The 14,208-nt window shown below is 69.3% G+C and carries 14 protein-coding genes; 2 read left to right on the top strand and 12 right to left on the bottom strand.

From position 1 onward, the window contains the following. The first annotated feature begins 39 nt into the window (after positions 1-39). On the top strand, positions 40-417 hold the full coding sequence (locus AC3A6R_RS15740) for a hypothetical protein (RefSeq protein ID WP_487864828.1): 378 nt from the start codon (positions 40-42) through the stop codon (positions 415-417). 10 nt (positions 418-427) lie between these two features. Here the strand turns inward: AC3A6R_RS15740 and AC3A6R_RS15735 are convergent, their stop codons facing one another. The 4 genes from AC3A6R_RS15735 to AC3A6R_RS15720 form a co-directional block, all read right to left on the bottom strand. Further along, on the bottom strand, positions 428-913 hold the full coding sequence (locus AC3A6R_RS15735) for a DUF1801 domain-containing protein (protein ID WP_487864827.1): 486 nt from the start codon (positions 911-913) through the stop codon (positions 428-430). Between the two features lie 8 nt (positions 914-921). After that, positions 922-2,916, bottom strand: a complete 1,995-nt coding sequence (locus tag AC3A6R_RS15730; protein WP_487864826.1) for a putative Ig domain-containing protein — start codon at positions 2,914-2,916, stop codon at positions 922-924. A gap of 148 nt (positions 2,917-3,064) precedes the next feature. Further along, positions 3,065-4,297 carry a glycosyltransferase gene (locus AC3A6R_RS15725; RefSeq protein ID WP_487864825.1) on the bottom strand — a complete coding sequence of 411 codons (1,233 nt, stop codon included), beginning with the start codon at positions 4,295-4,297 and terminating at the stop codon, positions 3,065-3,067. Then, a complete protein-coding gene (locus tag AC3A6R_RS15720) occupies positions 4,294-4,944 on the bottom strand; it encodes a TetR/AcrR family transcriptional regulator (protein ID WP_487864824.1) in 651 nt (216 codons plus the stop codon). The genes AC3A6R_RS15725 and AC3A6R_RS15720 overlap by 4 nt, the downstream gene beginning before the upstream one ends. Positions 4,945-5,224: 280 nt before the next feature. On the opposite strand from AC3A6R_RS15720, the gene AC3A6R_RS15715 reads away from it, so the two are divergent. Next, positions 5,225-5,995, top strand: coding sequence for a TSUP family transporter (locus tag AC3A6R_RS15715; RefSeq protein ID WP_487860339.1), 771 nt, complete (start codon positions 5,225-5,227; stop codon positions 5,993-5,995). A gap of 12 nt (positions 5,996-6,007) precedes the next feature. On the opposite strand, the gene AC3A6R_RS15710 is transcribed toward AC3A6R_RS15715, so the two are convergent. From AC3A6R_RS15710 to AC3A6R_RS15675, 8 genes are all read right to left on the bottom strand, one after another. Beyond that, positions 6,008-6,721 (bottom strand): phytanoyl-CoA dioxygenase family protein, encoded by a 714-nt coding sequence (locus AC3A6R_RS15710; protein ID WP_487860340.1) that lies wholly within the window; start codon positions 6,719-6,721, stop codon positions 6,008-6,010. Continuing rightward, positions 6,718-7,197, bottom strand: a complete 480-nt coding sequence (locus tag AC3A6R_RS15705) for an AAC(3)-I family aminoglycoside N-acetyltransferase (RefSeq protein ID WP_487860341.1) — start codon at positions 7,195-7,197, stop codon at positions 6,718-6,720. Before AC3A6R_RS15705 ends, AC3A6R_RS15710 begins: the two co-directional genes overlap by 4 nt. 293 nt (positions 7,198-7,490) lie before the next feature. Continuing rightward, positions 7,491-10,790, bottom strand: coding sequence for a hypothetical protein (locus AC3A6R_RS15700; protein ID WP_487864823.1), 3,300 nt, complete (start codon positions 10,788-10,790; stop codon positions 7,491-7,493). A 463-nt stretch (positions 10,791-11,253) separates the two neighbouring features. Next, the gene (locus AC3A6R_RS15695) at positions 11,254-11,775 is read right to left on the bottom strand and encodes an N-acetyltransferase family protein (RefSeq protein ID WP_487860343.1); all 522 of its coding nucleotides are present in this window, start codon (positions 11,773-11,775) and stop codon (positions 11,254-11,256) included. Continuing rightward, positions 11,772-12,020, bottom strand: a complete 249-nt coding sequence (locus AC3A6R_RS15690; protein ID WP_487860344.1) for a DUF7661 family protein — start codon at positions 12,018-12,020, stop codon at positions 11,772-11,774. Before AC3A6R_RS15690 ends, AC3A6R_RS15695 begins: the two co-directional genes overlap by 4 nt. Positions 12,021-12,030: 10 nt before the next feature. Beyond that, complete coding sequence (locus tag AC3A6R_RS15685) at positions 12,031-12,483, bottom strand: DUF1801 domain-containing protein (protein WP_487860345.1); 453 nt, start codon at positions 12,481-12,483, stop codon at positions 12,031-12,033. 74 nt (positions 12,484-12,557) lie between these two features. Further along, positions 12,558-13,409: a fumarylacetoacetate hydrolase family protein gene (locus AC3A6R_RS15680; RefSeq protein ID WP_487860346.1), complete on the bottom strand. Its 852-nt coding sequence runs from the start codon at positions 13,407-13,409 to the stop codon at positions 12,558-12,560. Positions 13,410-13,455: 46 nt separating this feature from the next. Then, complete coding sequence (locus tag AC3A6R_RS15675) at positions 13,456-14,193, bottom strand: IclR family transcriptional regulator (RefSeq protein ID WP_487860347.1); 738 nt, start codon at positions 14,191-14,193, stop codon at positions 13,456-13,458. Positions 14,194-14,208: the final 15 nt, after the last annotated feature.

The following is a 14,208-nucleotide window of genomic DNA, read 5'->3' as shown; positions in this document are numbered from 1 at the left end:
CCGTTCAGCGTGGAATGCATTGCACGAGGAGTCGTCCCCATGGCACATCCATCTGATCTGAATTACAGCCACCCCGCGCCGTCGCCCGAAGACCTAAAGCACGCCGCAGACACTTTCACCGAAGGCCCCAACATCGAGGCGAGCCCCTACGAGCTTGCGGCCGCGCGCGGCGAGACCTCGCGCGAAGGCCCGCGTGCCGACGGCGATGCGCTCGACTGGGACGAGTTCCAGCGCCGCTACGACGAATGGAAGCGCGCCACGTCGCGCTTCGAGGCCGAGGTGCGCGCGATGCGCGAAGGCGCGCCCGACGCGCGGGCGCGTGCGCAGGCGCTCGCGATCGAACTGGCGCGGCTGCACCATGCGTTCATGGAATCGACGCAGCCGTACTTCAAGGCATCGAAGGTCGACGGCGATTGAGCGAATGCGCTCAGGGCGCCGGCAGCTTGCTGGCCTGCCGGACCCAGTCGGCGAACCGGGCTTCGTCGAGCGGCGTGTCCTCGTGGATGTCGAGATAGCGCACCTCGGCCTGCTTGGACGTGCCCGGGGGCACCGGCTCGAGCAGTGCGCCGCGAAAGAACGCCACCTTGAGGTAGCGCGTGAAGGCATGGATGCCGAGGAACCAGCCATGGGCCTCGGTACCGTAGTGCGGCGAGTTCCACTTGACGGCCTTCTGCACGTCGGGGAGGGTGCGCACGATCAGCGCGTCGATCCGCTCGCCGAGCGCGCGCTTCCAGCCCGGCAGCGCGGCGATGTAGGCCTGCACGGGCGCGTCGCCTTCGCCTTTGGGGATCTGGGGGTTGCCGCCCGAGAGCAGTCGCGGCGCGGTGGCTGGCGCACCGGCGGCCGCCTGTTTCGAGGCAGGCTTTCTTGTGGTAGACGGCTTTGCGGGCTTCTTGCGTGCGGGATCGGCCATGGTGTTCTTCAGGGCGTGTAGCGTTCGGCAGCATCGAGGCTGGCGCCATCGAAACCGCCGACGGCCAGCACGCTTCCATCGTTCAGCAGCACCGCCGCCGCGCCCGAGCGCCCCGTCGACATGGGCGCGGCCGAAGTCCAGGCATTGGCATCGGGGTTGTAAATTTCCGCAGTCGCCAAGCGAACCCCGCCGCTGCCAGCGCCGCCGGCCAACAGCACGCGGCCGTCGGCGAGGAGCGTCATGGTCGGCAATGAGCGCCTCTCGCTGAAGCTGCTCGTCGTCCAACTCGACGTGGCCGTATGGAAGCGCATTGCGGTCTGGCTGCCGTCGGACATCACGAGCACGCTGCCATCCTGCAGCAGCACGGAGGTGTGGACATTACCGACGGAAACCGGGTCGGGCAGGACCGAGCTGCTGCCAGTGTCGAGCACCGGGAACAGCTCGGCCGTGGTCACGAACCCGGTCCGGTTGACGCCGCCGATCAACAGCAGCGCATTGGCGCCCGGCAGCAGTTGCGCGGCGTGCTGGGCGCGGGGCGTGGACATCGGCGTGGCCATCAGGCTCCAGGTGCCGGTCGCCGGGTCGTAGAGCTCGGCCGTCTGCGAGAAGCCGAGACTGACGGTATGGCTGTAGCCGCCGATGACCAGCAGCTTCCCGTTTGGCAACAGCGTGGCGGTGTGCCGCGTGCGAGGCTCGGCCATGCTGCCGGTCGCGGTCCAGGTGTTGGCCACGGGGTCGTAGAGCTCCGCAGCCGCCAGTGTCGCGTTGCCGCTCGCCTCGCCTCCGGCCACCAGCACCCTGCCGTCCGGGAGCAGCGCCGCCGAAGGGTCCGAGCGGGCGTGCAGCATCGGCGCCGCAGCCGACCAGACACCCGTGAAGGGGTCGTAGATGGCGGCAGAAGCGGTCACGCCCGAGTTCGTCATCCCGCCGGTTGCCAGCACCCTGCCGTCGCGCAGCACCACCATCGGGGAATAGTGACGGGCGATCGGAATCGCCTGCGTCGCCGCCCAGCTTCCGCGGCCGGTCACGATGATGCGGACCTGCGTCTGCGCCGAGCCCACGTTGTTGCTCGCGGTGACGGTGAAGCTCGCCTGCCGCTGGACGGCGGTCGGGGTGCCGGTGATCGCGCCGGTCTCGGTGTTGAGGCTCAGGCCGGCCGGCAGTGCCGGCGAGACCGAGAACGCCGAAGCCGCGCCACCGGTCACCTGGGCGGTATTTGGAACGATAGGCTCACCAGCCACGTAGAGTGCCTCGGGCGTGGCATAGGCCAAGCTGGCCGGCGCGACCAGTGCCGGGTCCACGGCCAGCCGCAGCGTGACCACCGCCGATCCGCTCACATTGAGCCCGGTCACGGTGTAGTTGGCAGCGACGGCCGATGCCGTCGGCGTCCCGCTGATGACGCCCGATGAAGCATCGAGCAGCAGCCCTGCGGGAAGCGCCGGCACGATCGCGTAGTGCGTGATCGGGCCGCCACTGCTGCTGGGTGCATTCGGGGCAATGGTTTCGCCCACCGTGTAGACCGCCGTCAAAACGCGGTAGCTCAGCCCCGCGGGCGCCGCCGGCGTGTTGCGCACCTCGATCTCCACGCGCGCCGTCGTGCTGCCGCCGGCGTTCTCGGCCGTGACCACGTACACCTTGGGTGATGCCACCTCGCCGGGCGTGCCACTGATGACGCCCGTCGTTTCATCGAGCACCAGCCCCGCCGGCAGCGGTGGTGCGACGGCATAGCGCTCGACGGCGCCACCGCTCGCGCTGGGGCGGTTCGGCACGATGGGCAGGCCGACTTCGTAGACCGCCGAAGTCATGGCGTAGCTCAGTCCCGCGGGCGGCTGCGGGCCGGTCGGAACGACGACGCCGAAGTAGCCGCCGCCGCCCGAGCCGCCGCCGCAACCGGACAGCAGCACGGCAAGGCCCAGCAGGAGGGCGCAGAGCCAGGAGAAGCGAAGGTTTCGAAGGCCTGCGAACGCTACGAGCGAGGGCGGAAGAACGGGCGAAGAAGTCATGGGGCCTGGAGTCCGTGGACGAGGTTGGACGACGTGGAACGCCACGGCTGCCGCAGTGCGCGGCGGCCGCAGGATCGCTCCTGCGGAAGGCCTGCTCCCAACTCTTCAGTGCGCGCAAGCATCGTGCGCCCCAGCGACGGCCTTTTCCTTACGAATTTAACATTTCGAGCGCTTCCACTGCACGACCCAATCCGTCTTCGGCGCGCATGCGTTCGCCGAGCGCCGCCGCGCGCGCCCGCACCTCGGGCTGATCCGCAAAATCGATGCCGCGCGCGAGCGCGTCGGCTTCGATGCGACTGCCCGCCACGGCTGCCGGCGCCACGCCGGCCAGCGCCAGTCGGTGTGCCCAGAAGAACTGGTCGCCCGCGAACGGCACCACCACCGACGGCACGCCCGCCCGCGCCGCCGAATGCGTGGTGCCCGAGCCGCCGTGGTGCACCACCAGCGCTATGCGCGCGAACAGCCAGTCGTGCGGCGTGTCGCCCACCACATGAAAGTTGGGCGGCAGGCCCTGCGTGTCGAAGCCGCTCCAGCCCGGGTTGAGCACCACGCGCCGCCCCGCGGCCGCGGCCACCACCACCTGGCGCAGGCGGTCCGCGTCGAAGCCCGTCATGCTGCCGAAGCCGATGTAGACCGGCGCTTCGCCCGCGCCGAGAAAGGCGCTCAGCGTCGCGGGCGGCTGCCAGTCGGAACTCGCGGGCGCGAGCCACTGGCCGCAGACCTGCGCATTGGAGGGCCAGTCGGCGGGCCGCGGCAGCAGGCTCGGCGAATAGCCGTAGATCGTCGGATGCGTGGTCCACAGGCGCCGGCGCGGCGGCAGGCCGCAGGCCTCGGCGCGCGCGGCATTCACCGCGGCCCGGAACGACCGCCACAGCATCGTGTTGACGAGGTGGTGGCTGGCGCGGTTGAGGAAGCGCGGCACGCGCGCGGGCGGTATGAAGGGCGTTGCGAACTCGCGCGTGGGCGTGAGCGGGAACATGCCCGCGCCCACGGCCGGCACGCCGAGCGCCTCGGCCGCCGAGAGCCCCACGAAGGCGGCGAGCCCCGAGCAGACCACGGCATCGCAGCCGCGCGCGGTCTCGACCGTCTGGCGGAGCCACGCCGTGGCATGCGTGTTGGCGATCGCGGCCAACGCCTTGGCGGCCGCGCTCGGGCGTTCGCTGTGCGCCACCACGTTCGCGATCGCGCCGCTCGCACCGAGCGCGCCGCGGATGTCGCCCGCAAGCGCCTGCGTGCGCACGCCGAGCCGCTGCGCGGCGCCCAGCGTGGCCGCATCGGCCAGCAGCACCGACGCATGGCCGGCCTGGTCGAGCGCATGGCACAGCGCCGCGAGCGGGCGCGCGTCGCCCTCGGTGCCATAGGTGAGCACGGCGATCTTCATGCGGCGCACCTCCTCTGCGGCGCCTTGGCGGTGCCACGGGCACCGTCGACGAACAGCGCGACGATGGCCTCGAACTCCTCGGTCAGCACCAGCCCCGGCAAGGTCAGCCAGCGCATCAGCGCGCCGAAGTAGAGGTGGTGCAGCAGCGAGGCGAGGTGCTCGGCGGCGAGATCGCTGCGCAGCGTGCCGTCCTCTTGTGCCTGGGCGATCAGCTGCGCGAACAGGCCCGCGAGATCGCGCGGGCGGTCTTCGGTCTTCCCACCGCCTTCGAGCTCGTCCTCGATGTTGAGGAAGCGGAAGCGAAAGTAGTCGAGCAGGTAGGCGCGGTGGCGCTCGGACCACCGGGCCGATGCACCGAGCAGCTCGCGCAGCCGCGGCGCAAAGGCACCCGGCTGCGCCACCACCTCGGCCAGCCGCTCGGTGTCGGCCGCGAGCTGCATGTGCACCCAGTGCGCGAGGATCGCCTCCTTGGTGGCGAAATGGTTGTAGAGGGTGCCCTTGGCCACGTCGGCTGCGAGCGCGATCTGTTCCATCGTGGTGGCGTCGTAGCCGGCGGACTCGAAGAGCCGCATCGCGGTGGCGGCGACATGGTCGAGCGTCTGGGCGCGCCGTCGTTCGCGGCGGCCGGGGAGTTCCGGAGCAGGCAAGAAGGTGGTTCCAAAAAAAGTGAACGTCGTATAAGTTTATACGACGTTCGGATTTGTGTTGCAAGGCTCCGCGGGAGCCCCGTCAATGAGCCCCATGGCAGACCGCCCCGGTGCGAAATATGCATTCGGGGACAATAGACACCGCGCGCCATTCCCTCGCTTCCTTGAATTCCTGTCTCAGAGCCTCCCGTTTTGCTTTTTTCGAACGCGTCCCCCGACTTTCCCGCAGCACAGCCCCATGCGCCCTCCGGCGCCGCCTGCTGATCCCCCGATGCAAGCGATGTTGTCTTCTGCCGGCCCAGTGCTGGTGTTCATGGCCTGCGTGGCGCTGGCCACCTATGCGCAGAACCTCACGGGCTTTGCGTTCAGCCTGATCCTGCTCGGGCTGGTGTCGGTGTTCCATGTCGCGAGCGTGAGCGATGCCGCCAACGCGGCAATGGTGCTGACGCTGACCAACGCCTGGACCTACTTTCGCGCGCGTCCGGGCGTGGTGCCGTGGCGGCTGATGAAGCCGGCGCTCAGCGGCAGCACCGTGGGCGTGCTCGCCGGCCTCATGCTGCTGGCGTGGCTCAGCGGCGGTGCGGTCGACTGGCTGCGCGGGCTGCTGGGCGTTTCGATTCTCGGCTGCGCGCTGCTGCTGATGCTGCAGGCACGGCCGCTGCCCGCGGTGTCGGGGGCTGCAAGCTTCTCGGTGATCGGCGCGCTGTCAGGGCTGCTCGGTGGGCTGTTCTCGAGCTCGGGCCCGCCGATCGTCTTCCACATGTACCGTCAACCACTCGACCGCGAGCTGGTGCGGCGCGGGCTGCTGCTGATGTTCGCGTTCAACTCGCTTGTGCGGCTGGTGGTCGTGGTGGCAACGGGCCACTTCTCTGCGCGCTCGGCGCTGCTCGCGGGCTGCGCGGTGCCGGTGGTCTATGGCGTGACGCGGCTGCACCACCGGCTGCCGAACAAGCTGAATCCGCGCACGCTCAAGTGGATCGTGGGCGGGCTGCTAGGAGTGGCCGGCTCGACGCTGGTCGCCACCTCGTGGATCGCGATCGCGCAGGGCTGAAGCAGCTTGCGCTCAACGGCCGCCGGTGAAGTAGCGTGCCGTCGACATCATCCGGACGCTCTTCGTTGCGTTGACCGACGGGGTGTGCAGCAGGCGCATGTCCATCAGGAACACGTCGCCCGCGCGGCCCGACATCTCGAGGATGCTGAGTCCGCGCTCCTGCAGCCGCGCCTCGAGCGCGTCCGCGGTCTTGAGCAGCGCGCGCAGGTTCGGCGCCTGCGCCTTGTTGCCGGCTGCCTCCCGATGCGAGCCCGCGAGCGCCAGCGTCGCGCCGCCCTGCGGCGCCACGTCGTCGATCAGCACGAAGACCTGGATGCCCGGCAGGCGATCGGGCGGATCGGCCGCCACGTCCACATGCCAGTTCAGCCGGTCGAGTGACCATTGGCCCTGGTGCGGCGGCGAGAGCAGCAGCTGCATGCCGCCCGACGGCGAGAGTGGGCCTTGCGCCAGGCCGCGCAGGATGGCCAGTAGCTCGGGCGTGACCATCGCCTCCTCGAGGCCCGGGATCTTCACCAGCGTGGAAAGCCGCGCGATCTGCTGGAACGGTGTCAGGCCCGCGAGCGGGCTGCCGCCGCGGTGGTGCTTCCGGTCGCTCCCGAGGCCCAGGCGCGAGAGCGCGGCCTGCACCTGGCGGCGCAGCGATGCCATGCGTTTTGCCGGGTGGAAGCCTGCGAGGCGCACATGGCCGTGCGCGTCAAATGCGTCGACGAGCGCCGGCTCGATCATGGCTGCGACGCGGGCGGCATCGGAAGGTCGAAGTGCAGCACGTCCTCGCGCACGCCGAGCTTCGAATACAGCGCGACCGCGGGTTCGTCGGGCGGATCGGCCTGCACGAAGACCACCCAGGCGCCGCGCGACTGGCCGATGCGCTGCAGCGCGCGGATCAGTTCAGTGGCCACGCCCTTGCGCCGGTGCGACTCGGCCACCGCAAGGTCGTAGATGTAGATCTCGCTGCGCTCCTGCTCAAACTTCTTGAGCTCGTAGGCCGCCAGTCCGCCGATCACCTGCTCGCCCTCGCAGGCCGCGAGCGCGATGAAGGCATCGCCCGCGAGCAGCTGCCGAAGGTATTCGGGCCGGGGTCGGCGTGCTGTGTAGGTCTCGGGGTCATCGAAGGCTTGACCGAACATGGTGAGCAGGCCGTTCATCAACCGCTCGTCTTCCGCCGCGAGCTGGCGGACGGTGAAGTGGGGTGTCGTGGACATGGGCGGATGGTAGTGCAGCGGCAGAATGGCGCGCACGTCGGCTCCCCACGGCCGTGGTGCAGTTGGCGCGTGCGTGCTTTCAAAAAAAGCAGCCGGGCGATGAGTCAATCATCCCCGGCTGCTGCAGTTCGTTCTTCGAAGGCATCGCGTTGCGCCTGGCTTCGGCGATGGCCGAGGCTGGCGCTGCGATCCGGGCGGGTAGGCCCTCTTCGACAACGTTTCCCCGCGGGGACAGGCCGATGCGGCCTGTCCCTGGGGGCTGTCGTTCTTCTCCTCTTGTTGTCCTTTCGTCCTTAGCCGAGCAGGCCGTGCAGGATGCTCGACACCGGCGTCAGCACGCTGTTGCCGCCCGCGACCTGATCGACCAGGCTGGTGATCGGGGTCACGGCGTCGGTCAGCGCCGGCGCAGCTTGTTCCACCGTGTCGACCAGACCCGCAACGGTCTCGACCACCGGCGCCAGCGTGGTGCCCGTACCGGCCAGGATGTCGGTCACGGGCTGGGCCACTTCGGAGACGGTGCCGATCACCGGCGCCAGGGTTTCTGCCGCGCTGCCAACCGTGTCGAACACCGGTTCGAGGATGTTGGCCACTGCGCCGCCGCCGAGCAGGTCGCCACCGAGCAGGCCGCCGAGGAGGTCACCACCGAGCAGGCCGCCGACGATGCCGTCTTCGCCAAGCACGCCGCCCAGCAGGTCGCCGCCAAGGAGGTCGCCACCGAGCAGGCCGCCGACGATGCCGTCTTCGCCAAGCACGCCGCCGAGCAGGTCGCCGCCGAGGAGGTCACCACCGAGCAGGCCGCCGACGATGCCGTCTTCGCCAAGCACGCCGCCGAGCAGGTCACCGCCGAGGAGGTCGCCGCCCAACAGGCCGCCGACGATGCCGTCTTCGCCGAGCACACCGCCAAGCAGGTCACCACCAAGGAGGTCGCCACCGAGCAGGCCGCCGACGATGCCGTCTTCGCCGAGGATGCCGCCGAGCAGATCGCCACCAAGGAGGTCGCCACCGAGCAGGCCGCCTACCAGGCCGTCTTCGCCGAGGATGCCGCCGAGCAGGTCGCCACCCAGGAGGTCGCCACCGAGCAGGCCGCCGACGATGCCGTCTTCACCGAGCACGCCGCCCAGCAGGTCACCGCCGAGCAGGTCGCCACCCAATAGGCCACCACCCAGCAGACCACCGAGCAGGCCGTCTTCGCCGAGCACGCCGTCCAGCAGGTCGCCGCCGAGGAGGTCTCCGTTCAACAGACCACCGACCGGACCGTCGTTACCCAGCAGGCCGCCGGAGCCGAAGAGAATGCCGCCGGCACCGCCGTCGCCAAGCAGGCCACCAAGCAGGCCGTTGTCGCCGAGCACGCCATCGAGCACACCGCCAAGCAGGGCGTCTTCGCCGCCGAGCAGGCCACCCAGCGGGCTGTCGGCGAGCACGCCGCCCAGCACGCCGTCAGCGCCCAGCAGGTTGTCCACCACGCCGTCCTGGCCCAGCAGACCGCCGGTCAGGCCTTCGCTGCCGAGCAGGCCGGCAAGGGCGCCGTCGCCGCCGAGCAGGCCACCGACCAGGCCTTCGTCGCCCAGCAGGCCGCCGAGCGCACCGTCGTCGCCGAGCAGGGTGCCCAGCAGGCCCTCTTCGCCGAGCGGTCCGCCGAGCAGGCCGCCCAGCAGGCCGTCATCGCCGATCAGGCCACCCACGAGTCCGTCGTCGTTCATCACGCTGCCGAGCAGGCCGTCGACCACACCGTCTTCGGCGAGCAGGCCGCCGACCAGGCCCTCTTCGGCGAGCAGGCCACCCACGAGACCTTCTTCGCTGACCAGGCCGGCCACGAGGCTGTTGTCGCCGAGCAGGCCCTCGACCACGTTCTCGACCACGCCGCCGTCACCGACCAGGTCGTTGACGACGCCGTCCAAGCCGAGCGCTTCGGTGGCGCCGCTCAGGATGCCGTCGGTGCCCACGAGGTTGTCGAGGCCGTTCTGGAGCGCATCGGTCACGTAGTCGACCTGGCCGACCAGCGAATCGGTGGCGCCAGCGCCGAGCAGGCCGTCCAGCGCGGGGCTGATGGCTTCGCCGACGCTGTCGAGCACGGTCTCTGCCACGTCGTCCACCGGGTCGAACTGGTTCGGATTGTCGGGCGTGAATTCCTCACCCAGCACTGGGGCCAGGATGTTGTCGACCAGGTCGGTCGTTTCGTCGATGACGCCGGTAAGCGGATCGAGCGAGTCGCCCAGGCCGAGGCCGTCGCCGGTCGAGCCGATGATGCCGCCGAGGAGGTCGTCGCCCGGATTGAGGAGGGCGTCGCCGTCTGCGTCTGCATCAGCGTCTGCGTCGGCGTCGGCGTCGGCGTCTGCATCGGCATCTGCATCTGCGTCTGCGTCTGCATCTGCGTCTGCGTCTGCGTCTGCGTCTGCATCGGCATCAGCGTCCGCATCTGCATCAGCGTCCGCATCGGCATCGGCATCGGCATCGGCATCTGCATCTGCATCTGCATCCGCATCTGCATCAGCGTCCGCATCCGCATCCGCATCTGCATCTGCATCTGCATCTGCATCAGCGTCCGCATCTGCATCTGCATCAGCGTCCGCATCCGCATCGGCGTCCGCATCCGCATCGGCGTCCGCATCGGCGTCCGCATCGGCATCTGCATCGGCATCGGCGTCGGCATCGGCATCTGCATCGGCATCGGCATCGGCATCGGCATCTGCATCTGCATCTGCATCTGCATCTGCATCTGCATCTGCGTCGGCATCAGCATCAGCATCTGCATCTGCGTCGGCATCAGCATCAGCATCAGCATCTGCGTCGGCATCAGCATCAGCATCAGCATCTGCGTCGGCGTCGGCGTCGGCGTCGGCGTCGGCGTCGGCATCGGCATCGGCATCGGCATCGGCATCGGCATCGGCATCGGCATCGGCGTCGGCGTCAGCATCGGAATCAGCGTCCGCATCGGAATCAGCGTCCGCATCGGTGTCCTCACCTCCGCCCGGGGGAGGCGTACCACCGATGCCGGAGAAGAAAGGAACGAAGCCGCCGTCACTGCCGCCACCGCCGCCGCCCAGCGCAGCGCCAAGGCCGACGGCACCGAGTGCGCCGAGCGCGAACTCGCCAAGGCCGATGCCGCCAGCTGCGGGCACGGATTTCGTCACTGCGACTGCTGCAGCATCGGCGTCGCTGTCGGGCGGTGTCATCTGGAGATCGCCGGCCGCCACGTCGACATTGACCTGCTCGAGGCCGCCAGGCAGCTTGGTCGAGCCGATGGTGGCGTCGGTGCCGCCGGTGAGGACGCCGGCGAGCGGGGCCTTGTTGGAGGCCGAGCCGGGGAAGATCACATTGGCAGTGCCGTCCTGGGGCACGATGACGCGGTCGCCGGGAATCAGCGCTTGCGATCCGTTCACGGGCATCTGCACGCCGTCGCGGATCACCATGGTTCCTGGCGTGGCCTCGGTGATCGAGCCAATGCCGCGGGCTTCCGGCGCCATTCCGGCGACCACAGGCGCCACACCGCCGGACATGACGGGCGTCTGCCCGCTCTGTGCAATCACTACGGGAGCGACCTTGCTGTCGCTCGCCAGGGCAGAAGAAGAATTCGAATTGTCAGCAACAGCCATGAGGGCCTCCTCGGTGAATAGTCCGAACACAGGGGCAAGTTGCGTGCCGTGTTCAAAGACCCCCTCAAAAGGCCAAAAATGCGCAAAAGATCACGCTTTCAAGCGGTTTTGAGCCGGTTGCGTGGGTTGTCGTTACGTTACGAAGCAGGACGGAACGCCGTAACGTCCCCAGACAACAGGAGGGGGAAAACCCGAGGCCTCTGGCATTCGACCGCGTCAGACGAGTACTTTGGACGTCTGAAGAGGCGGTCGAAGAGGCGGTCGAAGAGGCGGTCGAAGAGGCGGTCGAAGAGGCGGTCGAAGAGGCGGCCGCCCGGCCGAAGATGGCAACGGGATCCGGCCAGTCCCGCTCAGTCGGCGGCGCTGCAGACCAGCTGAGGCCGTCGAGGTGGCGCGCCACGTCGTGCTGCGATCATGAGGCCGAGGCGTTCGGGAGCAGGGCGGCTCGACATCGGGGCGAGCGTCATCCCGGCCCGGCCGGCGAGTCGTCATCCTCGCGCAGCAGCGCCATCGCGTGGCTGTCCTCGTAGCGGCCGTCCACGCGGGTGGCGCGCCGCAGCAGTCCTTCGGTGGCGAAACCGAGCCGCTGGTACAGCGCCTTGGCACTCGCGTTGTCCGTGCGCACGCTCAGTTCGATGCGCGTGAGCCCGCGGGCCCAGGCGCCCGCGATCGCGGTCTTCAACAGCAGCTCGCCGATGCCACGCCGCCGGAACGATGGCAGCAGCCCGATGCCGAGCGTGCCGACGTGCGCGCGCGCCTCGCCGCGCACCGGCAGCACATCGCACCAGCCCACGACCTGCGCGTTCCAGAGCGCGACGAACATGCAGTCGCCACCGGCGATGACCGAGCGGTAGAACTCGAAGGCCGCCTCGCGCGGGGGTGCCTGCGTGAAGGCGAGGTATGTCTTCTCGCGCGCGACCGCGTCGAGTGCGGCGTGCAGGCCCCCGAAGTGGGCCTCGGCAACGGGCTCGATGGAAAGGCTCATGGCGATGCGCCCGAGGGTGCGCCCGCAGTCACCTCGAACACATCGCCGTTCGTCGGCGTCGCGTTCTCGTGGTAAATGTCGTAGAGATATTGCCCGAGCTCGCCGGCTGCGAGCTCGGGAGGAATCGCGAGCTCCATCGGCCGGCGCTTGCCTTCGGGGCTTACGAGCCAGGGCCGCCACGCGCCGCCGTCGCTGCTGCGTTCGACGCGGACCATCTGGCCGAAGACGTTGAACAGGTGGTGCATGGCGCTGCGCCTATGCCGTCTTGGGTTTCGTCGCGGTCTTGGCCTTGACCTTGGACGCGTTGTGCGCGGCCGCCGAACGGACCAACGCCTTGAATGCGACCGCATCCACCGACTCGCCTTCGCGGATGTCGATCGCGCGGCGCATGTTGCCGTCGAGGCTCGCGTTGAAAAGGCCGGCCGGATCGTCGAGCGACGCGCCCTTGGCGAAGGTCAGCTTGACCCAGGCCTTGTAGGTCTCGCCGGTGCACAGGATGCCGTGGTGCGACCACACGGGCGTGCCCATCCACTTCACTTCTTCCACCACCTCGGGCACGGCCTCGCGGATCAGTGCGCGCATGCGGCCGAGCGTCGCGCCGCGCCAGTCGCCGAGCTCGGCGATCTTGCGGTCGATCAGCGCCGAAGCGGCCGGCTCGCTGTCGGTGGAAGGACTGGCGGAAGGGACGGTGGTGTGGGGCTTGGCCATGCGCGTTCCTCGGGGTGGAGCATCGGTTCTCTCGAGATGCTAACTGCCCGCGATGCCGCGCCGCGCTCACAGGCTCACTCGGCGCGGATGCCGTTGCGCAGCACGCCGATCGCATCGACCTCGACCTCGACCACGTCTCCAGCCTTCATCCACACCGGCGGCGTGCGCTTGGCGCCCACGCCGCCCGGCGTGCCGGTGACGATCACATCACCCGGCGCCAGCGGCATGAAGGCCGAGATGTGCGCGATCTGGCGCGGGATGCTGTGGATCAGCTTGTCGGTGGTGGTGCGCTGCATCTCCTGGCCGTTGAGCCGCGTCACGAGCGTCATGACCTGCCCGTCGGCGATCTCGTCGCGCGTGACCAGCCATGGGCCGAAACCGCCGGTGCGCCAGAAGTTCTTGCCGGCGGTCCACTGCGGCGTGGCCGACTGCCAGTCGCGCAGGCTGCCGTCGTTGTAGCAGGCGTAGCCCGCGATGTGGTTCCAGGCATCGGCCTCGGCGATGCGGCGTCCGCCCTGGCCGATGACGACGGCGATCTCGCCTTCGTAATCGAGCTTCGACGATTCCGGCGGCAGCACGATGTCTTCGCCGTGCGCCACCTGCGACTCGGCCACGCGCAGGAAGAGGGTGGGCTTCTCGGTCACTTCGCGGCCGGTCTCGCGCACATGCTCACCGTAGTTGAGGCCGACGCAGACGATCTTGCCCGGGTTCGGGATCACGGGCAGCAGGCCGAGCGCGTTCAGCGGCAGCGTTTCGCGCGCACCGGCGACGGCCGCGGCCGCTTCGCCGAGCAGGTCTGCCGCGATCAGCGCCTTGAGATCGGCGGCGCGCGCGCCGAAGACCGCACGCAGGTCGACGACGCGGTCTTCGCCCGTCACCGCGCCGTAGCTGTCGGTGCCGTTGTATTGGTAGCTGATGAATTTCATGGTCTGTCCGTGAGGAAGGTTGGTGGGGAAGGTTGAAAGGAAGCACCTACGCCAGCCGACCTCCTATGCGCGACGCGCCTTCGGTGACGAGGTGGACCAGCTTTTCGAGATCGACGATGGCGAGGCGCGAGGTGTCGAAGACCAGCGAGATCGCCGCCCAGGCGCCCCCGTCGGCCTTGCGGATCGGCGCGGCGACGGCCGCGAGCTGTGGCTCGAGTTCGCCGATCGACACGTAGTGGCCGGCCTTGCGGATCGCCGCGTAGTGGCGGCGGAACTCGCTCCATTCGGCCGGCAGGCCGCTCTGCACCGCCTCGTCGTGGCGCGCATCGAACACCTTGCGCAATTGCGCCGGCGCGAAGGTAGCGAGCAGCACCTTGGGCGCACCGCCGCGAAAGAGCGGCCGCGGCCGCCCGCGGCCGTAGGCCAGCGTGGCGGGCACGCCGCCCATCTCGCGGTGCGTGTCGAGCACCTGCATGCCGAAGAGCCCGGAGGCGACGCAGTCGAAGCCCGTGGCCGCGACCAGTTCGCGCATCACCGGAACGCCTTCGCGCAGCACCGGGTCGGCCTTGCGGATGTAGTGGTCGAGCAGGATGATGCGCGGCCCCAGCGCGTAGTGCGAATCTTCCACGCGCTGCAGCAGCCCGGCCTCGAGCAGCAGCCGCACATAGCGGTAGCCCGTGGGTAGCGAGACGTCGAGCGTGGCCGCGATGTCCTCGGCCGTGCGCGTGAGATGCGTGTCGTCGAACAGGTCGAGCACGCCCAGCATCCGTCCCAGGCTGGACATGGATTTTTCCGGCAC

The sequence above is a fragment of the Variovorax sp. Soil_C_19 genome (assembly GCF_057657255.1).
Note: the sequence above shows the minus strand (reverse complement) of the source record. Positions and strands in the feature narration are given on the sequence as shown.